At 39.0% G+C, this 21,390-nt stretch carries 15 protein-coding genes; 1 reads left to right on the top strand and 14 read right to left on the bottom strand.

The window, feature by feature from the left end:
• Nucleotides 1-38 precede the first annotated feature (38 nt).
• On the bottom strand, nucleotides 39-1,490 hold the full coding sequence (locus AB8S09_RS11220) for a UDP-N-acetylmuramoyl-L-alanyl-D-glutamate--2,6-diaminopimelate ligase (RefSeq protein ID WP_369869132.1): 1,452 nt from the start codon (nucleotides 1,488-1,490) through the stop codon (nucleotides 39-41).
• A gap of 65 nt (nucleotides 1,491-1,555) precedes the next feature.
• Nucleotides 1,556-2,806: a dicarboxylate/amino acid:cation symporter gene (locus tag AB8S09_RS11215; RefSeq protein ID WP_294180271.1), complete on the bottom strand. Its 1,251-nt coding sequence runs from the start codon at nucleotides 2,804-2,806 to the stop codon at nucleotides 1,556-1,558.
• Nucleotides 2,807-2,940: 134 nt separating this feature from the next.
• Between AB8S09_RS11215 and AB8S09_RS11210 the strand changes: the two genes are divergently transcribed.
• The gene (locus AB8S09_RS11210) at nucleotides 2,941-3,804 is read left to right on the top strand and encodes an AraC family transcriptional regulator (RefSeq protein WP_369869131.1); all 864 of its coding nucleotides are present in this window, start codon (nucleotides 2,941-2,943) and stop codon (nucleotides 3,802-3,804) included.
• A 26-nt stretch (nucleotides 3,805-3,830) separates the two neighbouring features.
• On the opposite strand, the gene AB8S09_RS11205 is transcribed toward AB8S09_RS11210, so the two are convergent.
• From AB8S09_RS11205 to AB8S09_RS11150, 12 genes are all read right to left on the bottom strand, one after another.
• Entirely contained in the window at nucleotides 3,831-4,511 is a 681-nt protein-coding gene (locus AB8S09_RS11205) for an HAD family hydrolase (protein WP_294180269.1), read from the bottom strand.
• A gap of 140 nt (nucleotides 4,512-4,651) precedes the next feature.
• Nucleotides 4,652-5,998, bottom strand: coding sequence for an aspartate aminotransferase family protein (locus AB8S09_RS11200; RefSeq protein ID WP_369869130.1), 1,347 nt, complete (start codon nucleotides 5,996-5,998; stop codon nucleotides 4,652-4,654).
• A 313-nt stretch (nucleotides 5,999-6,311) separates the two neighbouring features.
• Complete coding sequence (locus tag AB8S09_RS11195; RefSeq protein WP_294180326.1) at nucleotides 6,312-6,683, bottom strand: P-II family nitrogen regulator; 372 nt, start codon at nucleotides 6,681-6,683, stop codon at nucleotides 6,312-6,314.
• A 29-nt stretch (nucleotides 6,684-6,712) separates the two neighbouring features.
• On the bottom strand, nucleotides 6,713-7,942 hold the full coding sequence (locus AB8S09_RS11190) for an ammonium transporter (protein ID WP_294180267.1): 1,230 nt from the start codon (nucleotides 7,940-7,942) through the stop codon (nucleotides 6,713-6,715).
• Nucleotides 7,943-8,223: 281 nt separating this feature from the next.
• Complete coding sequence (locus tag AB8S09_RS11185; protein ID WP_294180266.1) at nucleotides 8,224-8,709, bottom strand: ferritin family protein; 486 nt, start codon at nucleotides 8,707-8,709, stop codon at nucleotides 8,224-8,226.
• A gap of 113 nt (nucleotides 8,710-8,822) precedes the next feature.
• Nucleotides 8,823-9,275 (bottom strand): hypothetical protein, encoded by a 453-nt coding sequence (locus AB8S09_RS11180; RefSeq protein WP_369869129.1) that lies wholly within the window; start codon nucleotides 9,273-9,275, stop codon nucleotides 8,823-8,825.
• Nucleotide 9,276: 1 nt separating this feature from the next.
• Complete coding sequence (locus tag AB8S09_RS11175; protein WP_369869128.1) at nucleotides 9,277-10,080, bottom strand: DUF3100 domain-containing protein; 804 nt, start codon at nucleotides 10,078-10,080, stop codon at nucleotides 9,277-9,279.
• Nucleotides 10,074-11,411 carry an amidohydrolase gene (locus tag AB8S09_RS11170; protein ID WP_369869127.1) on the bottom strand — a complete coding sequence of 446 codons (1,338 nt, stop codon included), beginning with the start codon at nucleotides 11,409-11,411 and terminating at the stop codon, nucleotides 10,074-10,076. Before AB8S09_RS11170 ends, AB8S09_RS11175 begins: the two co-directional genes overlap by 7 nt.
• Before the next feature lie 304 nt (nucleotides 11,412-11,715).
• Complete coding sequence (locus tag AB8S09_RS11165; RefSeq protein WP_369869126.1) at nucleotides 11,716-13,563, bottom strand: ABC transporter ATP-binding protein; 1,848 nt, start codon at nucleotides 13,561-13,563, stop codon at nucleotides 11,716-11,718.
• Nucleotides 13,560-15,785, bottom strand: a complete 2,226-nt coding sequence (locus AB8S09_RS11160) for an ABC transporter ATP-binding protein (RefSeq protein ID WP_369869125.1) — start codon at nucleotides 15,783-15,785, stop codon at nucleotides 13,560-13,562. The genes AB8S09_RS11165 and AB8S09_RS11160 overlap by 4 nt, the downstream gene beginning before the upstream one ends.
• Before the next feature lie 8 nt (nucleotides 15,786-15,793).
• Nucleotides 15,794-16,243, bottom strand: a complete 450-nt coding sequence (locus tag AB8S09_RS11155) for a MarR family winged helix-turn-helix transcriptional regulator (RefSeq protein ID WP_294180259.1) — start codon at nucleotides 16,241-16,243, stop codon at nucleotides 15,794-15,796.
• 161 nt (nucleotides 16,244-16,404) lie between these two features.
• Nucleotides 16,405-21,219, bottom strand: a complete 4,815-nt coding sequence (locus tag AB8S09_RS11150) for a SpaA isopeptide-forming pilin-related protein (RefSeq protein WP_369869124.1) — start codon at nucleotides 21,217-21,219, stop codon at nucleotides 16,405-16,407.
• Nucleotides 21,220-21,390: the final 171 nt, after the last annotated feature.

The following is a 21,390-nucleotide window of genomic DNA, read 5'->3' as shown; positions in this document are numbered from 1 at the left end:
CTCCTTTACAATGAACAAAAATTTCCGGCAGTAAAATTTTAACTTGAAAGTTCCTTTACAATATCCGCTACTACTTCTCTTTCATCAAAATGTATGGTCTTGTCTTTGAGAATCTGATAGGTTTCGTGTCCCTTTCCTGCCACAACTACCACATCTCCCCTTTTTGCCATCTTCATGGCCGCCTTTATAGCCTCTCTCCTGTTTTCAATAACAGTATAATTGTGTTTTTCAACTCCGGTCAGTATTTCCCTTATAATGGACATGGGATCCTCCGTCCGCGGATTATCCGAGGTTATAAATGCAAAATCAGAAAGCTCAGTACCTATTTTGCCCATTACAGGTCTTTTTGTGTTGTCTCTGTCGCCGCCGCATCCAAATACGCATATGAGTTTTCCATTAGTAAATTCCCTGACGGTTTTCAGTATATTCTTCAGTCCGTCAGGTGTGTGGGCAAAATCCACTATAACTTCATATCCCAAATTATAAGGTTTTGTAACTACCTCACATCTTCCCGGAACAGATTCCATCTGCTCAAGACCCTTTTTCACATTGTGAAGATCAACTCCCTCGCACAAACATGCCGCTGCACTTCCCAGGGCGTTCATCGCATTGTATTTACCCGGGATGTTTAAATTTATTGACTCTTTATCCCCGCCGTAGGTTATGGTAAAAGCTATTCCCCTGGAATGTACATTCAAACTGCCTCCCTGGACATCTGCCTTTTTATCTATGGCATAGGTAACTTTAGTTCCCGGTGCATCTTTGCATATTCTTTCACCGTACCTGTCATCTATATTCACTATGGAATTGAGTGCATTTTGAAACAGGATCAATTTTGCCCTATAGTAATTCTCAAATGTCTTGTGAAAGTCCAGGTGGTCTCTAGTCAAATTCGTAAATATCGCCTGGCAGAATTTGATCCCGTAAGTTCTGTCCAAATACAGCGAATGGGAGGAAGCTTCCATGACACAATAATCCACGGACTCTTCCACCATCCGTGCCAATAATTTCTGAAGCTCAAGAGATTCAGGAGTGGTCCTATGGGAAGGTATCTTCTTATCTCCTATAAAATTGGATATGGTCCCTATGAGACCTACTTTGAAGCCTGCCGCTTCCAATATGGACTTTACCATAAAAGTCGACGTGGTCTTGCCGTTGGTGCCCGTCACACCTATGACCTTCAATTTTTCCGAGGGATTTCCATAATAATTTGAGGCCATAAGGGCAAGGGTCTTTCTGGTGTCTTTTACCCTTATTACGGTACAACCGGGCACGGGTTTCACATCTTCACTCAGCACAACTGCCGAAGCTCCATTTTCACAGGCACTTCCTATATATTTATGACCGTCTGTAACATATCCCCGGATGCATACAAAGACATCCCCCTTCTTTATTTCTCTCGAATCATATTGTATTTCCCCTATATCCAGATTGTCATTTCCCCTGACAACTTCGTATTCTATATTATTTAATATTTTTTTTAAATTCACAATAATCAACTCCCGAGTTTTTACAATTTACGATTGACAATGCACAATTTACAATTGTCAATTTGTTAGTTTTTGGCGGAAAGCCACTGCTTTCCCTCTACAAGTCTCGATATAAGCATGCTGGACACTGTGTTTCCAGCAGAATTCAGCACGGTGGCTGGTGCATCTATTATAACACTTATGACAGCAATTATGGGAAGTAACTCCGTCGGAAAATTATATACACTTAAAATAAGCATTTCCCCGATCATACCCCCACTTGGAATAGCCGCCATTACAGCTCCTACAAGAAACGCCACAAAAATTATGGACAGTGCCGAAGAAGGAGTGGCCATGCTTTTACCAAAAAGTCCAAACAAAAATGTAATTTTCATGACACCGCCTATGGCAGATCCGTCCTTGTGTATATTTGCACCCATTGGAATTACGGTTTCCGCCAGATCATCGGCTACACCCATTCTTTTCGTAAATTCCAGATTGATCGGAATGGTCGCCGCACTTGAGCAGGTAGCTAAGGCTGTTATAGTAGGTGTCAGCACGTTTTTCCAGAATATATTGACTGCCTTCCTCCCCCCTGACAGAAAAGCATACAGGGTAAAAAATCCAAAATAGTACACCAGGGCCAGAACTATATAGAGAATGAAAACTCTAAGATAGCCTTGAAGTATTTTGGTACCGAGGGATCCTATCACTGAAGCAAAATAGCACCCAAGTCCTATTGGTGCATAGTACATCACTATCTTCACCATTTTCATAGTGACGTCCGAAGCTGCCGACAAAAACTTTGTGACAGGCTTAGCTTTTTCACCTACCAGGGCTGTTGAAATCCCAAAGAGTACTGAAAACACAATGAGCTGGAGCATATTATTCTTGGAAAGCAGGGAAACGAAATCCGAAACGGTAACGGTATTTACCAGCTGTTCCAAAATCCCCCCCTGTTTGGCCTTTTGTGCAGCACCCCCTCCGGTAGAAACAATTTTTTTCAACGTGCTGTAATCTATCCCCTTGGCCGGATTTACAACAACGGCACCCATAAAACCAACTACGGAAGCTACAAGAGATGTACATAAAAAAATAAAGAATGTGCTTGCCATGATCTTTCCCAGTCTCTTCATCCCATTCATACTGGCTATGGCGGAGGAAACACTGAAAAACACCAGTGGTATTATTATCATGAACATCAGATTTAAAAATAAGTCCCCAAAAGGTTTTAATACCACAGCTTTAGGTCCTGCCACTATGCCTATCACCGCACCCAAAACTATTGAGCCGAGCAGTATAGCGGGAAATTTGTAATTCTTCAAAAAAGACTTCATTAATCAATACCTCCAAAATATTGTTTATATAGTTTATTATATCCCAATTTTTTGCGTTTTTTATTGTTAAAAATGCTTGAAACATTGCAAAAAATGCTTTAACCTATAATTATAACGATTGGAGATATAAATATATGTGTAAAAATAAAATTCTTAAAATAAAGAAGGGCTACCTCCACAGGGATTTTAAAATATTCCATCTAAAAAACAGGGAATCCATCGACTTTCAATTTCATTACCATGACTTCAACAAGATAGTCATCTTCATATCAGGTGATACAACCTACCTGATCGAGGGGAATTCCTATAAATTAAAGCCCTGGGACATACTTCTCATAAACAGCAACGACATACACAAGGCAGTAATAGACCCCAATAAAATTTATGAGAGAATAATCTTCTGGGTAAACCCGGATTTTCTTATAAAATACAATAACAACTGCAACCTGCTGAGCTGTTTCGATCTGGCATCTGCACAGAGGTTTAATTTGCTCAGACTTGACGGTCCCCAGCTTGCAGACACAAAAAAATTGCTTTCCCGTATAAAGTCCTCTTTAAAAAACCGGGAATTCGGCTATAAAACACTTATAAACTGCCTTTTTATACAATTTATGGTGTATATAAACAGGTGGTTTCTAGATCAAAAAAACCTCAGGGAATTTTCCGATATAAAATGCGATGAAAATATAGGCAGTATCCTTAACTACATAAATAAAAATCTAAGCAGTGATCTGTCAATAGACAGTATATCTTCCAGGTTTTACATGAGCAAATATTATCTTATGCATAAATTTAAAGAGCAAACAGGGTATACAATCCACAATTATATAATACAGAAAAGGTTAATCATGTCCAACCTGCTCATAAAAAAGGGCAGAAGCATCACGGATGCCTGTATGGAATCGGGATTCAACGACTATTCAAATTTTTCAAGGGCCTTTAAAAAAATCTTCATGCTTTCCCCGAAGGAGTATTATAAAAAAAATTTCATGAGGTAGGACAGTATATTTACTGGATTTATTCCCTAAATGGAAACAATCCTGGTAAACAATTCCCCCACATCATGAACAATATAAGCGGCACCTGCATTTTTAAGCTCTCCGGCGGAACCATATCCATAGGTGACGCCTATACAATCTATTCCGTTTTGTGAAGCCCCGAGGACATCATGTTTTCTGTCACCTACCATAACTACCCGGTCAAGATCACCTATATTGTACTTATCCAAAATATACTCTATAACTTCTCCCTTAGTACATCTTGTCCCATCTAAATTGGCGCCGGCTACAGCACTAAAATACGGGTACAGTCCATAATGCCTCAATATTTTTTCGGCAAATACCGTAGGTTTTGAAGTAGCCACCATCAGGTTCAGTTTTAATTTTTCGAGTTTCTTCAGAAGGTCTTCAATACCTTCATATACCTTATTTTGAAACATTCCCCTGGATACAAAATACTTTCTATAATATCCAATTGCCCCACATGCCTGTTTTTCACTAAAACCATAATATTGAATAAACGAATCCTTGAGGGGCGGTCCTATAAATTTTTGAAGTGAATCCAGATTTTCCACAAAAATATTGTATTTTTTCAAGGCATATTGCACCGACCTGGTTATCCCCTCCTTGGACTCCGTCAATGTCCCATCTAAATCAAATAACACATATCTACATCTCAATTTGCTTTCATCTCTTCTCAAATACATTCAAATTTTCACGTCCATAATATGTATTCTACCATACAATACCCGGTCAATCCATAGAGGCATTTTTTAAAAGCAGTGCAAAAAATAAAAAAAGTACCTGAAAATCAAATTTTTTTCAGATACTTTCTGATGCAGATTCCCTACCAGCCTTTTATAGTGTCCAGCACATCGTCAGGTATATCTCCATGAAGGTAATCTTCAATGGAGGATTTTATAATTTTCAAAGCCCTGTACATTTCATCTTTTGTAATAATGAGAGGAGGCTGAATTCTAAGAACATTTCCATTTAGAGATATGAGTATAACTCCCTTTTCATAGCACCTGTAACATATCTTAAGAGCAGCTTCTATATTTTTTTCTTTGCTTATTTTATCCTCGACAAGTTCTACTCCTATGGATAGGCCAATCCCTCTTACATCTCCTATAATAGTATATTCATCTTTCAAATGATTCAGATAATTCTTTGCAAAATTTCCGATTTCATTTACATGTTCCAGAAACCCCTTTTCAGCAATTATGTCTACAGTGCTTACGGCAGAGGCGCAGCATACCGGATTGGCGGCCGTAGTAAATATATGAGCGGGAGGATCAAGGCTCTGCATCATTTCTTCTCTTCCCACAATTGCACTTAAAGGCATTCCATTGGATATGGACTTTCCAAGTATGACTGCATCCGGAATCAGATCAAAGTTTTCAATGCCAAACCACCTGCCAGTGCGTCCAAATCCCTGCTGGACTTCTTCGCTTATAAACAAAATTCCGTTTTGAGCACACAATTCACGGAGTTTTCTCATATATTTTCCCGGAGGCACTATGATCCCCGCATCGCCCTGAATAGGTTCAATCACAACTGCCGCAACATCTTCCGGAGGCAGGTAGCTTTCAAAGGCAATTCCAATCTGACGAAGGCATTCCAAATTACAGCAGTTCTCTTTTTTACCATAGATGCATCTATAGCAATTAGGATAGGGAAAACTGTACACACCAGGTAAAAAAGGTCCAAGTTTTCTTCTCATTTTGGTTGTAATTGCGGACATGGACATGGAACCGTAAGTGGCACCGTGATAGGCCCCGATAAATGTGATTATAGAACTTCTGCCGGTATAGGCCCTGGCAAATTTAATTGCACCGTCATTTGCATCCGATCCCGAAAGTCCAAAAGCAACTTTTTTTGCAAACTTGCCCGGCGTGATTTTTATAAGTCTCTCGGCCAGATCAATCATGGGCTTGTTGTACAAGTACCCTGGAGTATAGTGAATATACTTGTTTACCTGATCTATTATGGATTTTTTCACTTTCTCATTTGCTCCCCCAACATTTGTCGAACCAGCACTGCACAGTAGATCTATATATTCATTTCCATCTATATCTCTTACAGTTGATCCTTTTATGCTTTCCACCACCAGTGGAAAATACGGAATTCTGCAGGCCCTTGAAACAACATTGTTGTCCCTCTTAACTTCACCAATACACCTGTCTACATTCATAAACACAACCCCCCTGATATTTTAATTTTCTATTTCTACATACATTCTCTTGTTCATCTTTACCGATACAATTTTCACCTGGTTTCGGAAGTTTTCCATCTATGTAATGATACACAGAACTTCCCAGCTTTTTAACCTCTATAACAATATATGAACTTTCTTTTCCCTCCAGTACTCCCGCGTCACATCACTGGCCTCCCCCTCCGGGATAAAATGCAGTCCTGTTTAAATAATTCCCCATTTATCGAGTTAAATTATATTATTATATCTATTTTACCAGATAAAGCAATTATTTCAATACAGTGCAGCATTTCTACCTGTTCCTGTCATCGTACTGAAGGGCTGCCTTTCCCTCATCTCCCGTACTTATACGTATAACATTTTCCACATTATATACAAATATCTTGCCATCCCCCATTTCTCCAGTATAGAGAACCTTTTTTGCAGTCTCCACCACAAGATCCACAGGTACTTCACAGACCACTATTTCAATTTTCACCTTAGGCATCAAATTTATGTCCATGGTAAGCCCGCGGTAATATTCCTTATGACCTTTCTGCATTCCGCATCCCAACACGTTTGTAACTGTCATGCCAGCAATTCCAATATCTCCTAGAGCTTTTTTCAATTCCTCAAATTTGCCTCTAGATGTAATTATATCCACCTTGGTAAGTTTATCAGCCATCATTTAATACCCCCTTATCAAAAAATATTCTACATTTGAATTCCACCATAAGCTTCTTCGCCGTGTTCCGCAACATCCAGTCCCGACTGTTCTTCTTTTTTGTCTACTCTTATATTACTTACGGCATTAATTACTTTAATTATAATAAACGTAACAACAGCCGAGTATACCACGCTGGATAAGATAGCTACAATCTGAACCCCCAGAAGTTTGGGATTTCCGTGTATCAACCCATTTGCACCTGCTGAATTGATTGCCTTCCATGCAAATATACCGGTGGCAATTCCGCCCCATATTCCTCCTATGCCGTGGCAGCCAAAAGCATCCAACGCATCATCATATCCAAGCCTGGATTTGACAAAGGTAATACAAAAATAACATATGAATCCTCCTGCAAACCCTATAACCAGCGAAGCCAAAGGGCTGACAAAACCAGCACCCGGAGTTATAGCCACAAGACCTGCAACTATTCCGCTGGCAACTCCAAGGGAAGTTATTTTTCTCCTATGGATAAATTCACAAATACTCCAGCTCACAGCCGAAGCCGCTGCAGATGTATTGGTAGTTAAAAAGGCATTTACAGCCGCATTATTTACAGCAAGAGCACTCCCTGCATTGAATCCATACCATCCAAACCACAAAATTGCAGCCCCAAGACACGTTATGGGAAGATTGCTCGGCTTTCCAACATTTTTTCTCTTTCCAAGCACAAGTGCGGCAACAAGTCCCGATACACCGGAGCTTATATGAACTACATCGCCGCCTGCAAAATCAAGCGCTCCAAGATTTTTAAGCCATCCACCGGCACCCCATACCCAGTGGGCGATGGGATCATAGACCAATGTTGTCCAGCATATTAGAAATACCACCCAATGTACAAATTTCATTCTCTCTGCAATGGACCCCGATATAAGTGCGGGAGTTATTATGGCAAACATAAGCTGAAACAGCATGAATACCTGCTGCGGGATCGTGCTTGCATAATCTGCATTCGGTGCAAAGCCAACCCCCTTCAGCCCTGCAAAATTAAAACCGCCTATCAGTCCACCTATATCCTTTCCAAAACACAGTGTATATCCTATAAGTATCCACTGAATAGATATTATCGCCAGTGCAGAATAACTGTGAAGAGTGCTGTCCAGAGTATTTTTCCCCCTTACCATTCCTCCATAAAAAAGCGCCAATCCCGGAGTCATTACCATTACAAGTGCTGCACATATTATCACAAATACAGTATCTGCCCCATTTATACTATTCATAAAAACTGCCTCCTAAAATTTTAAAATTTAAATTACCCCGAGGTTTTAAAAACTTAATTTATATAATACTAAATTTTAATCAAATTATCAACATTTATATCAAAATTTTATCAAATTATTATTTTTTATGGTTAAATATTGTCATACACATTTTAGTCATATCAAGCATACAATCGTTTCCACATTATTTCACAAAAATAACCTATTTAACTGCAAAAAATAGAACTCCTAAAATACATCTCAATATTTAGGAGTTCATTTATTATATTTTTGATATTCAATCAATCCACCATGTCATCAAGCAATTTTGAAAAATATTCCACATGGCTCTTTTCTTCTTTCAATATAACAGACAGCATATCCTTCGCATCCTTTTTAGAAATTCCGTTATACATGTGGGAATATACCTGCACCGTAAGTCTCTCAGTTTCAATTGCATGCTGTATAGCAGTTTTCAAATCCTTAAATGCATCTTCCGGCTGTTCAGTCTTATCAAACACCCTGTCTTCAATAAGTCCCCTGAGATATCCGGATACCTCACTGTCCAAGAGATACTCGGACTCAATCTGTTTGTTCCGGGAAATTTTATCATATAGTTTCTGGAACTTTTCCCTGTGAACAAATTCCTGGCCTGCAGCAACTTTTAAAAATTTTTGAACTTTTCCAGTAGTATGTTTTATACCGTTAGTATAAAATTTATAGCCTTCCTCCTCCATCAGTATAGCTATCTTTAGCATTTCAAGTATGCTGAAACTACCATTTGCCATGTATATTTCTCCCCCTTCTTGATAATTATTTTCAATAAATATTTGGTTCTAAACCATAATTATCTTCTTTGCTAATAATACCACTTGAGATATACATTTTGCAAATGGCCCCATTATATCTTGTTGGTAAATTTCAGGACAATTTGTGCAATCAAGGTTGCAAATATAAAAGTTCCGGTATAGACAGTAAGGGCTACAATCACTATTTTCCAGCTGAGCTCTTTGAAAAGTTTCAAATCCTTGCCAAGGGACAGTCCTGCAAAAGCCAGTACAGGTGTCGTAAGGGCCAGCATATTTATTTTATCGAGATATTGTTTGTCCAAATAGGCTCCATAGGGATTAAGGGGACATGTTACCAGCACAGCCACTATAGATACCCAAAACACCATGGGCAGATTAACCGGAACAACTTTTTTTATAATAATTCCAGCAAGAGTAATGCAGATCAGTATGGACATTCCGATAAGTCCAACTTTCAAAGGTACTTTGTCATTTATGCTGTTTCCAACAAGTGCGATTATTCCGACTCCAAATAAAATAACGGCTTCTCGAATCAATTTTTTCATTTTAATCTTCTCCTACTCTTTTTTTATTTCTTCCGATTCTGGGCTGCAGCCAATTGTAGAATTTGTTTGCAACAGGCAGTGATACAAATAACGTGAAATATATTCCAACTATAGTAGTAAGTAGGTTGGATGCTGCCGCAAAGCTGGCTATTTCCTTGGCTTCCGATGGAAATACAGATGCAATGGCACCAGAAGCTGCCGCCATCATGCTTCCGGATCCGACACCTGAGCCCATAGCAAGAGCCAGCGGATTGAATATTTTAAGGGAACCCATATAGCCTGCAAGAAGTCCAATATAAGCTGCACCAAACAGTGTTCCACAAATGTATATTCCCATAACTCCGCGGCCTTCCGGAGAATCCATGCCGTATTTCTCAGAAATTATGGCAATGTTGGGTTCACGATCAATTGAAAAAGTGGCACCCACAGCTTCACGCCCAAGCCCCAGCAAAACGGCAATTGGAAGTCCTAAAACAACAGTTCCTAAAAAATGTCCGAGTTCCTGAAAGCAAAGTGCCCAGCCTGATTCAACGAGGGAAACAATAGAAGGTCCCATGGTAGCACCTATCTTGGCCACAAATAATATTACGGCAATCCCCATGATTTCATTGGATAAACTCATTTCCCCATTGGAAATCACCTTCAATTTTGGAAGACTTATAATAAGACCCATAACCAGGGCGAAGAGCATTGGTAAAAATACCAGATATCCAGGTCCCAGTTTAATTTTCTTTTCACCTATAAGTTCTGAAATTACAACCAGCACAAAAGCCAATATAAAAATTTTGAGATATTTTTTTAACATTTTTCTCCTCCTACCACCTTATTGAATCCATTTAAAATTTTCAAATATTTTTCTTTAGACAACTGAGGTTTAAAGTTTTTGATAACATGCTTACCTTTCTCTGCATCATCAACCAGGAGATCTATTACAAGCATTGCAAATAGCTTGGCAGGAAGGACACAAGCTGAATAATAATCTTCCACTTCAAAATCTTTTTCATGGAGATTGCCCCTGACTCCGCCTATATAGGGATGTATGCTTGGAATTAGCTGGGACACGTCACCCATATCCGTAGAGGCGAAGAAATGTCCTCCTTCAATCACACTGCTTTCGGGCAAAAGTTCACTGCAATTGTGCCCGTATATATCATTTAACTCCTGTGAACATTCAAGGGGCAGGTATCCCGGTATAGTCCTGATAACAGTTTTTGCACCTACTGCATCTCCTCCAGCTTTAAGCGCCCTGTCAACTTTTTTATTTGTCCCCACCATGGCATCTATGGTCCTTGCGCGGACATAGCTTTCAATCCTCACATCGTCGGGAACGCTGTTCACCACATCCCCTCCTTTTGTAATAATGGGGTGAAACCTTACATAATCTTCGTCTTTAAAGGTCTCCCTGAGGGCATTTACGCCCATAAGTCCAATCATTGCAGCATTTAGTGCATTTATTCCATGTTCAGGCGCTTCCGCAGCATGAGCTGCTTTTCCCATATACCGTATAGTTTTTGCCAGAAACCCGTTGCTGGATTTTCCTATCAATACGGTGGGGTTCGGACAATTTTTCAAGGAGTGCATCATCATGGCTATGTCTATATCGTCAAATTCCCCTTGATATATAAGTTCCTGTTTACCGCCCAGAAAATGAATTTTTCCCTGTTTCATGAGCTTTTGTCTATAGGCAAATTCGATACACTCTTCTGAAGGTACTGCCATAAAAGTTACATTTCCATTTAACTTGTCAGAAATTCCGGATAATTTCAGGCCTATAGCCGTGCCAATCAAAGCTCCCAGCTGAAGGTGATGCCCGCAGGTGTGCGCTGCCCCCGTTTCAGGATCCGTATTCTCATTTCCCCTGCATATAACTGCATCCAGTTCCCCTAAAACAGCCACATTTATGCCGTCACACTTATCCTTCAGCTTTGCCTTCACCCCGGTAATGGCCAGTTTATCCCTGTACTTAAGACCTATACTGTCAAAAACATTCTTCACCTTCTGAGATGTTTTCTCCTCTTTAAATCCCAGCTCCGGTTCTTTTTCCACAGATTTTGAAAAGTCTATTATTCTCCCGGAATTTTCATCAATAGTTTTGCACACCAGCTGCTTCAGATTTTTAACTTCATTACTATCCATAAAAATGCCCCCTAAATTTTATTTGAATTTTTCCATATATCCGCTGCCGGGTCCCATATGAATGTTAAAAACACAATTATTCATAATTGTCCGAGTACAGCGGATATATAATATGATAATTTGAAAATATATATAGGCATATTTTATTACTAAGTAATATTTTTGTCAAAGTTTTTATTAAAATGTCAAAAATTCTTTGTGTAGTCATAAAAAGAAATTGCACATTCAATTCAAAAAACTGAATAAATAAAAGATAAATAGGGTCAGGAACAACTTGAAAAATGCTGTTCCTGACCCTGTTTATCTAGGCCACTTCAAACTGGCTGTTGTAAAGTTTCGCATATGCCCCACCTTTTTTAAGAAGTTCCCGGTGGTTTCCCTGCTCAACAATGTCACCATGATCCATAACAAGTATAAGATCTGCATCACGGATTGTAGAGAGTCGGTGGGCAATTATAAAACTAGTACGTCCTTTCATGAGATTTTCCATGGCCTTTTGAATCTGAAGTTCAGTTCGGGTATCCACGGAGCTTGTGGCTTCATCCAAAATAAGAATCCTGGGATTCGCAATTATCGCCCTTGCAATGGTAAGCAGCTGCTTCTGACCCTGGGACACATTTGATGTCTCCTCATTCAATATCATATTGTATCCTTCAGGCAGAGTATGGACGAAGTTATCCACATGGGCCGCCTTTGCCGCTTCAATAACTTCTTCATCTGACGCATCAAGACGCCCATAGCGAATATTTTCCATTATGCTTCCATTATACAGCCAGGCATCCTGAAGTACCATGCCAAATATGGATCTGAGATCTTTTCTGGTAAAATTCCTTATATCGCGGCCGTCTACAAGTATCTGCCCCGAATCTATATCATAGAAACGCATCAAGAGTTTGATAATCGTAGTTTTCCCGGCTCCAGTAGGACCCACAATGGCAATTCTCTGCCCCGGCTTAACAGATGCCGAAAAATTATTTATAATTATTTTATCCGGATCATATCCAAAACGGACATTTTTAAATTCTACATAACCCTTTATATTCTCAGGCCTTGCAGCGGCAGACGAATCAGGGGTTTCTTCCTCTTCCTCCAAAAATTCAAAAATACGCTCTGCCGATGCGGCTGTCTGCTGAAGTATATTTGAAATATTGGCAATCTGCGAAATGGGCTGGGTAAAAGATCGGACATATTGGACAAAAGCCTGTATATCGCCTACTTCTATGACCTTTTTCACCGTGAGCCAACCTCCCAGAATACATATGCCGACATAACCCAGATTACCTATAAAATTCATCATAGGCATCATTATGCCAGATAGAAACTGGGATTTCCAGGCTGACCCGAATAACCTGTCATTCATCCCGTCAAATTTGTCAATACTTTTCTTTTCGCCGTTAAAAGCTTTCATGACAATGTGCCCGCCGTACATCTCCTCAACATGTCCATTCAAGTTTCCCAGATAATCCTGCTGCTGCTTGAAATATTTCTGCGAGTACTTTATTATGATCATTATAATCCCGAAAGAAAGCGGTATTATACAAATTGCTACAAGAGTCATCTGCCAGCTTATACTAAACATCATGACAAGAACTCCCAAAACCATGGTGACGGAAGTAATAATCTGACTCAAACTCTGATTCAGGGTCTGGCTTAAAGTATCCACATCATTTGTAACTCTGGACAGTACCTCGCCGTGATTGGTCCTGTCAAAATATTTTAAGGGTATGCGGTTGATCTTTTCCGAAATATCCTTTCTAAATTTATAGCTTACCTTCATGGATATCCCCGACATTATCCAGCCCTGTACATAGGAAAACAGCGATCCTGCTACATACAAGATCACAAGGAGTACGATTATCCTGCCTATATAGCCAAAATCTATACTTCCGGTTCCTGAGATCTTTGCCATGACACCTTCAAACAATTTTGTAGTGGCCTTTCCAAGTATCTTAGGTCCCACTATGGAGAACACGGTACTTACAATTGCAAAAATTATCACAATACCAATCGATATTTTATACACGCTTAAATACTTTATAAGCTTTTTCATAGTACCTTTAAAGTTATTGGCCTTCTCCCCTGAAATCACCATACCTCCCGGGCCCCTGTTGCCTTTACGGGAAGACCTTCGCCTGTTATTCTGATCACTCATGCCAATTCCTCCTTAGATAGCTGTGACAGTGCAATTTCCCTGTAAGTTTCACATTTTTCCATGAGCTCATCGTGAGTTCCAATTCCAACTATCCTTCCCTCTTCAAGCACTATTATCTGCTCTGCATTTTTAATCGTGGAAATACGCTGGGCAACTATCAGAACGGTACTTGACTCTGTTTCAGATTTAAGAGCTCTTCTAAGAGCGGAATCAGTTTTAAAATCAAGAGCGGAAAAACTGTCATCAAATATATATATCCTGGGTCTTTTCATAAGAGCACGGGCAATGGATAATCTCTGTTTCTGACCTCCTGACACATTTGAACCTCCCTGGGAAATCCCGCTTTTGAATTTTTCCGGTTTTTCGTCAATGAACTCCTTCGCCTGGGCAATTTCCACTGCTTTTTCCATATCCTCATTTGAAGCATCACCCCTGGCATATTTCAGATTGGATTCAATGGTACCTTCAAACAGTGAGCCCTTCTGCGGTACATAACCAATCAAATCCCTGAGTTCATGCTGTGTAATTTTTCTTATATCAATGCCGTCAATAAGGATTTGTCCTCCAGTTACATCGTAAAACCGCGGAAGTAAATTCACAAGTGTGGATTTTCCGGATCCCGTCGATCCGATAAAAGCCGTTGTCTCACCGGGATATGCCTTAAAACTTACATTACTTAGCACATCCTTTTCAGCACCATCATATCTAAAAGATACATCTTTAAATTCCACAACACCTTTAACTCTGCCGGGAAAATGCAGCGGTTTTTTAGGATCCAATATAGAAGGTTTCACTTTCAGGACCTCATTTATCCTCTGGGCAGACACTGAAGCCCTTGGAATCAAAATAAACATCACGGACATCATCAAAAAGGCAAATATAATCTGCATGGCATACTGCATAAATGCCATCATATCCCCTACCTGCATGCTGGAATTTGCAATCTGGTGTGCGCCGACCCAGACTATAAGTATTGTGATTCCATTCATTATAAACATCATAACCGGGAACATTGCAGACATGACCCTGTTTATGAACAAATTCGTATTTGTCAAACTTCGGTTTGCCTTGTCAAATCTGTCCTCTTCAAACTCCTGTGCATTGAAAGCTCTTACAACCATCATTCCGGATAGATTTTCACGGGTGATGAGGTTCAATTTGTCTACAAGCTTCTGTATAATTTTGAACTTCGGAAAGGCTACTGCAAATATGCTGCCTACAAGTCCCAGCAGTACAACTACTGCCAGGGCAATGATCCAGGTCATGGACCTGCTCTTTCCCAGTACTTTCAAAACTCCGCCCACACCCAAAATAGGTGCATATACAAGCATTCTCACGGAAAGAAAGACCACCAGCTGTACTTGGGTAATGTCATTGGTAGTCCTCGTTATGAGGGATGCCGTGGAAAATTTATTGAATTCTTCACTGGAGAAGCTCTCCACCTTGGTAAACAGATCCCTTCTCAAATTTTTCGACAGTCCTGCAGCAATTCTTGCCCCTATAAATCCCACTAAAATAGTACAGACTGCACCAACCAGAGAAACAAGAAGCATTATCACGCCCATATGGACAATATATCTGCTCTGAATTTTATTCGTATTCACTCCCACTGCCTTATATTCGTCCTTAATTGAACCTGAAGCCGCCTGCACTATCATGCCGTTACCCAGTGAAGTGAATTTTTTGTTCATATCCTCACTTATTTTCAAACGCTGTGCATCGGGCAATTTTGAAAAAAGTGCAAATAAATCGGCACCTGCAGGTACTCTGCGTCCATTAAAATTTATAACCCCATTTTTGGCATTGGCCTTGATTTTTTCAACACCGGAAACGGCCAAAAAAGCCTTTCCTATTACGGGGTTCATTTTGTCAATCTGCGATCCATCAACATTTCTTAAAACATAAATCGGCTCACTTTTAATTTTAGGATAACTTTTTAAATATTTACTATAATCCGGACTGGATTTATCCACCAGCATATAATTTTTTAAAATTCTCCCACTGTCATTTTTATTCATAAATACCAAAAGCTTATCCATTTTACTTTCTCTCACTACCTGCGGCACAGAATTTTCAATGCCTCCCTGCTGTATTCCCACATTTATAATATTAGACATGTAATCCGGCAGTGCAAGATCACACATTGCCTGCAGGAAAAGCAGAATAACCGCACTTATAATCAAAACAACAAATGGCTTCAGGTATTTTATCAATTTAAACATTATGTCCTTCACTTCCCATCCATTTTTTGCCTGTTCATTACTTTTTCAAGAGTATATAATCCTCTATTTATTACATCCATCTCCTCCGGGGTAGCCGTATCCAGCATGGATTTAAATATTCTGTCAACTTCCCCATGTTTTTCGCCGGCAATTTTTCTAAATTCAGAGGTTATATACACATAGACTATTCTTCTGTCTTCACTGCTTCTGACTCTTTTTACTATGTTCCGTCTCTCCAACCTATCGATAATTCCCGATACAGTGCTATTGGACAAACTCATTTTCTCACTTAAATCACTTATCTTCATTTCTCCATGGCGTATCAAATTCATAACAACAAACAGCTGAGGCCCCGTAAGATCAAGATCTTTAAACCGCCTTGCCATGATTTTATGTGCATTTTTCATAACCCTTTTTACTGTCTTCAATAATTTTATCCCATCTTCTAAATCATCCATGTCTTCTCCTCTTTCTGAAATTTTACTATATTTCGTATAAAAATGTTTAGCATGCAAAATATATCTTACTTCATTATAAGAATTTAGTCAAGTAAAAAAAGAAGTGTTGCAAAACTATTTTTGAAATGGTTTTGCAACACTTTCTTCATTTTCAACATATCCTATTTGATTGTCTTTCCAGATCTTTTACCTCTTACAAGTACCAGAACTCCTACAAGAACTGCTGCAATTCCAACTAACAGCAGTATTGCAGTATCTAATATACTTCCCGTTTTAGGAAGAACCTTTGACAAATTCACTGGTAAAGTTCCTTCCGAGCTACCGGATTTAGAAGGTCCTACAGGGTTATTCGAACCTAGATTACCTCCGCCTGGATTATCAGTATTTGGAGTCCCTCCACCCGGATTGTCCGGAGGTGGAGTTTCCTTTACATCTACTACAGTAAATTGATAGGTCTTTGAAAAATTTACATTGACACTCAATATATCCTTATTTAAATAATATCCAGCTGGTGCTGAAGTTTCTTTAATAGTATATTTTCCATAATCCACACCATCAAACTTTACAATTCCATCTTTTCCGCTTACTGCTGAATTTATCTTAATACCATCTTTATACAATGTAAATTCTGCACCGTTTAATGCATTTCCACCGTTGTCAGTTTTCTTAACTTCAATTGATGATGTTAATGGTGTATTTCTAGAATCTTTCACAGTTCCAATGTCATAGACTTTGCTCATGTTTATCTCTACGGGAATCACCTGGCCGGAAAGCACATACCCTGCAGGAGCCGTGGTTTCCTTCACAGTATATTTTCCCGGCTTTACTTTGGTAAACTGAGCAGTTCCACTGACATCCGTAACCGCAGTCTGAACCGGATTCCCGCTGGCATTATAGAGCGTAAATACCGCACCGCTTAAAGCATTTCCACCATTGTCAGTTTTCTTCACACTTATAGTTCCCTGGATACCTACACTTCCACCGCCCGGGATTTTTGTGTCTGAAAGGCTGTATACATTCGTTCCCGTATCTCCTTCAGGCCTTGCATATACAGTACTCCCGTCAGTAGTTATACTTGCACACAGCACTTTGGACGAGAGATAATATCCTGAAGGTGCCGTAGTTTCCTTTATTTTGTAAGCCCCGTATTCCACACCATTAAATGTAACAAATCCATTGTCATCACTAGTTGAAGTCAAATCCTTACTGTCAAAATTTTTGACTGCCGTAAGAGTACCGCCAGTACCTACTTTGTAAAGGGTAAACACCGCTCCCTTAAGTGGCTTTCCACTCTGATCCGTCTTTTTAAACTGTATGTTTCCTTTTATCTTGGTATCTGAAAGTACACTTAAAGGATTTCCATCTGCATCATTATACACGGCATCTACAGTCTTTCCATCGTCATTATCTCCTATAGCCGCAGTCAATACCTGGGTGGAAGGATTGTAACCCGTTGGCGCTTTTGTCTCTTTTATAGTATAGCTTCCATATTCAACACCAGTAAACTGTACCTTTCCATCACTTCCGCTTAATACTGTCTGCACTGCATTTCCATTACTATCATAGAGGGTAAACTCTGCTCCTGTCAGAGCATCACCATCTTCCCCTTCTTTACTAAATTGTATGTTACCTTTAATAATGCTGTCTTTGTAATTATAAGTAATATCCTTCTGGGCTGCAGCATTGTGAACCTGGAACTTATAAATTTCATTGGATAAATTATATCCCATAGGAGCCGTTATTTCTTTAACCTTATAATTCAAATCATATTTAAGATTCTTAAATACAATAGAACCATCAGCTCCTGTAGGAGCAGAAGTTTCCTTGACATTTCCATACTGGTCAAGAAGCTGAAATACTGCACCTGATAATAGTGTGACACCATCATCACCAACTTTTATAACCTTAATACTTCCAGTTTCTCCAGTGGCACCGCCGCCGCCTTGTGAAAACCAGACACCATTTTGGGTAGTAGTAGATTTTTCATTTACTCCGCTTCCTTTAAATTCCACTGAATTTGTATAGGTACCCGTCTTGGTTACATTCGTCCTGAATTTCAAAATGAAAGCTCCAGTTCCTGCACCTTGTGGAAATGTGAAATCAAATTTTCTGGTGTCAGGATTGTATTTCACATTATCAGCAGTAAGAGCAACTTTATCTCCCGGTGTGAGACTTCCATCAGAATTTACAGTAGCTTTGTACAATTCCACGGTGTCCGTGTCCAGTGAAAGTCCATCCTGCAGATTATCACTTATGGTTGCACTGGTTATAGTTGTACCAGCTAAAGGAATACTCCAGTTGGAGTTTGCCTTTACCGTCCAGTCGATATAGGACTTGCCATTTGTATAAGTAGATTCTTTAGTAACTACTGAATTTTTAACAGTCTGTTTACCTGTACTCGTTGCATTGCCATCTGTAGGTATTTCATCCCCAGTAATATATGCAGTATTATTTAATGTTTTATCTCCGCTGGTATTGAAAATACTCAAATCAGTAAGCTTTGTCTTGAAGATTATAGTATAAGTTTTATTGATAGTACCGGTAAAAGTATAAACAACCTGATTATCCGATAATATAGTAAATGAACCATTTGCACCATCATCTATACTTGCAGAATCAGCTACATACTGCTGTCCTTCCGGAATAACATCGGTAACCACTGCATTGGTTATGGGCATTGCATTCTTGTTTACTACAACTTTCCATGTAATTTCTCTTGTTGAATAGTCATAACCTGCACCTGTTTTGGTGATTACATTACTGGTTACCTGCTGGGCTCCAGTAGTATCCTGATTTATATCAACAGCAGTCAGATTAACATAATTGTAATATTTACCGCTATAATTTGCCTTATAATTTTTGCCATCAGTTACCTGTGTCTGAAAGGTTATAGTATGTGTGTCAGAAAATGCATTGTTAAAGATATAAACAAAGGTTCCAGTTTTTTTTGAATCTCCGGAATCTGCTGCTGTATATCCGCCATCTCCTATTTGAGCACCATCCAGCTTTGCAGAACCAGCCACATATTTCTGGCCTACAGGAATAGTATCTGTAACTTTTGCACCGGCAGCAACATTTGTCTTATTGCCGTTCACAGTAATTGTCCAGGTAATAATACCTGTGGAAGCATCGTATCCTGATCCGGTTTTTTGAATGATATTTGGTGAAACTCCAACTCCAACACTGTCAGATGTTCCATCTGGAACTCCATTACCTGTTAATGAAGCAGTATTATTGTAGTTTTTATGATTATTACTATTATATACGCTTTGATCCACAGAAGTTGAAAAAGTAATTACCTTCTTTTCAGTTATACTTCCTAAACTATAGGTAAAAAGCTGTCCTAATATTGTATAACTTGAACCAGCAGCTCCATCTACTTTAACCGAATCATCAATTAAAGTAAGACCTTCAGGAATCATATCAGTAACTACTGCATTGTCAATTGCCCTTCTGCTTTCATTTACTGTAATTGTCCAGTCAATTTTCTTATTTGCTTCATCATAATGTCCATTTTTACTAATCAACTTCACAGGCACATTGACAGTTTTCGTGTTGGAAATTATGGTCTGCGGAGTTCCATTGTCAGTATAATTTAAATCAGCCGTATTATTATATTTATAGCTTCCCTGACCTTGGGCGGCCAGATCATCATGTATACTGGTTTTGAAGGCTATAACCTGCTGTGTGTTGATATTCCCAAAATTATAGATGAATTTTTTACTGCTGGGATCATAGCTATAATCTGAAGCATCAGCTGGAGAACCGTTGACTGTAACAGAATTTGGTACGAATACCTGTCCTGCATTTATAGTATCCTCAACACTGGCATTCGTGACATTGACATTTTCCTTATTCACTGTTATCTGCCATGTAATTTCATCTGTAGCCGGATCATAACCTCCATCTTTTGTAATAGACGGTTTGGGCTGTTCAAAATTTACATCGACAGTAACAGGATCTGATATGCCGGGAATAGTAAAAGTAATAGTCACCGGATTATTATTACCTATTTCACTTTCTTCAAAATGACAATCAATATAAAAATAACCACTTACATTGGAATGCGTACTTGGATAATCTGTGAACGTAAGCGTTACAAGCCCACTCGTATCCACATGCATATCCGCTACCTTTACTCCATTATCATCATTTATTGGCTGATCAATAGGTGCTGCAATATGAATTTTCTTCGGCAGTTGCATTTTATAGTAGTCGCCTAGATTTACATTTACTGTATTTGGAATAGCCCACTCGTAGCTGACATGAATTTCTGAAGCTTTATCTACATTGTCACCCAATGGATTGCCATCCTTGTCAGTCAAGCCGCTGAATCCCGTAATAAAATGAAATGAATCTGTGATATCATTGCCAGTAGTTGTACTAGCAGATGCTGAAACATCACTTGGAGAAACTGTCTGTCCAATTGTATTTGACGTTCCAGTATTCTCTGACGACGTATCCTGCCTGAAATTCACGTTGACAGAATTTTTTCCAAAATTAATGGATACAGGATTTTCATTTCCTATTTTACTACTGTCAAACTGAGTACTTACAGAAAATTTGCCTGATAAAGCTCCAGTTATATCCTTTGAAAAAGTGATGTTTAGCTTGTTGGAAGCCGTATCTACTACAAATGATCCTATTTGAGTACCGGAAGAATCCTTCACACTGGTATCAGCTTGAGTTCCCTTTAATTTGATTTGATCTGGGAGCTGTACAGTATAAGGAGTCCCATTAACTGCAGTCTGACCTTCCGGAATAGAAAAATCATAATTCACATTTACATCCGAATTCTTGTCCACATTTGTTTCCTGACTTATGTCCTTTCCACTGCCGTCTGTGAGAACAGCTCCTGTTACAAAGGGAAATGCAGTATCATCCGCTTTAGCGCTGCCAATTGGCATAAAGCTTGAGAAAATCTGAAGTAAAAATATAAAAGTGACTACAATAGAAGAAAATTTTTTCTTTTTCATTTTCTCCCTCCTTTCCAAAATAAAATAAAAGGTCTTTGCAATAAAATTTTAGAATTATGATTTTTATAACTTATAATTTTATGCAAGTGACCTTAATAGAGTAAAAAGTAATTACTAATTAGTATTTACTTTTACTCTATCTTTTTTAATAATACTAAATTTTTATCACAT

This window comes from Clostridium lapidicellarium (genome assembly GCF_041224415.1).
Lineage (GTDB): Bacteria > Bacillota > Clostridia > Clostridiales > Clostridiaceae > Clostridium_B > Clostridium_B lapidicellarium.
The sequence above is the reverse complement of the archived record's forward strand: the minus strand, read 5'-3'. Positions and strand labels throughout refer to the sequence as shown.

Coding starts and splice junctions, on each gene's coding strand:
- AB8S09_RS11205 (WP_294180269.1), bottom strand. CDS start 4,511: ATGTATTTGAGAAGAGATGAAAGCAAATTGAGATGTAGATATGTGTTA.
- AB8S09_RS11200 (WP_369869130.1), bottom strand. CDS start 5,998: ATGAATGTAGACAGGTGTATTGGTGAAGTTAAGAGGGACAACAATGTT.
- AB8S09_RS11155 (WP_294180259.1), bottom strand. CDS start 16,243: ATGGATGATTTAGAAGATGGGATAAAATTATTGAAGACAGTAAAAAGG.
- AB8S09_RS11160 (WP_369869125.1), bottom strand. CDS start 15,785: ATGTTTAAATTGATAAAATACCTGAAGCCATTTGTTGTTTTGATTATA.
- AB8S09_RS11150 (WP_369869124.1), bottom strand. CDS start 21,219: ATGAAAAAGAAAAAATTTTCTTCTATTGTAGTCACTTTTATATTTTTA.
- AB8S09_RS11170 (WP_369869127.1), bottom strand. CDS start 11,411: ATGGATAGTAATGAAGTTAAAAATCTGAAGCAGCTGGTGTGCAAAACT.
- AB8S09_RS11195 (WP_294180326.1), bottom strand. CDS start 6,683: ATGGCTGATAAACTTACCAAGGTGGATATAATTACATCTAGAGGCAAA.
- AB8S09_RS11190 (WP_294180267.1), bottom strand. CDS start 7,942: ATGAATAGTATAAATGGGGCAGATACTGTATTTGTGATAATATGTGCA.
- AB8S09_RS11215 (WP_294180271.1), bottom strand. CDS start 2,806: ATGAAGTCTTTTTTGAAGAATTACAAATTTCCCGCTATACTGCTCGGC.
- AB8S09_RS11210 (WP_369869131.1), top strand. CDS start 2,941: ATGTGTAAAAATAAAATTCTTAAAATAAAGAAGGGCTACCTCCACAGG.
- AB8S09_RS11185 (WP_294180266.1), bottom strand. CDS start 8,709: ATGGCAAATGGTAGTTTCAGCATACTTGAAATGCTAAAGATAGCTATA.
- AB8S09_RS11175 (WP_369869128.1), bottom strand. CDS start 10,080: ATGTTAAAAAAATATCTCAAAATTTTTATATTGGCTTTTGTGCTGGTT.
- AB8S09_RS11180 (WP_369869129.1), bottom strand. CDS start 9,275: ATGAAAAAATTGATTCGAGAAGCCGTTATTTTATTTGGAGTCGGAATA.
- AB8S09_RS11165 (WP_369869126.1), bottom strand. CDS start 13,563: ATGAGTGATCAGAATAACAGGCGAAGGTCTTCCCGTAAAGGCAACAGG.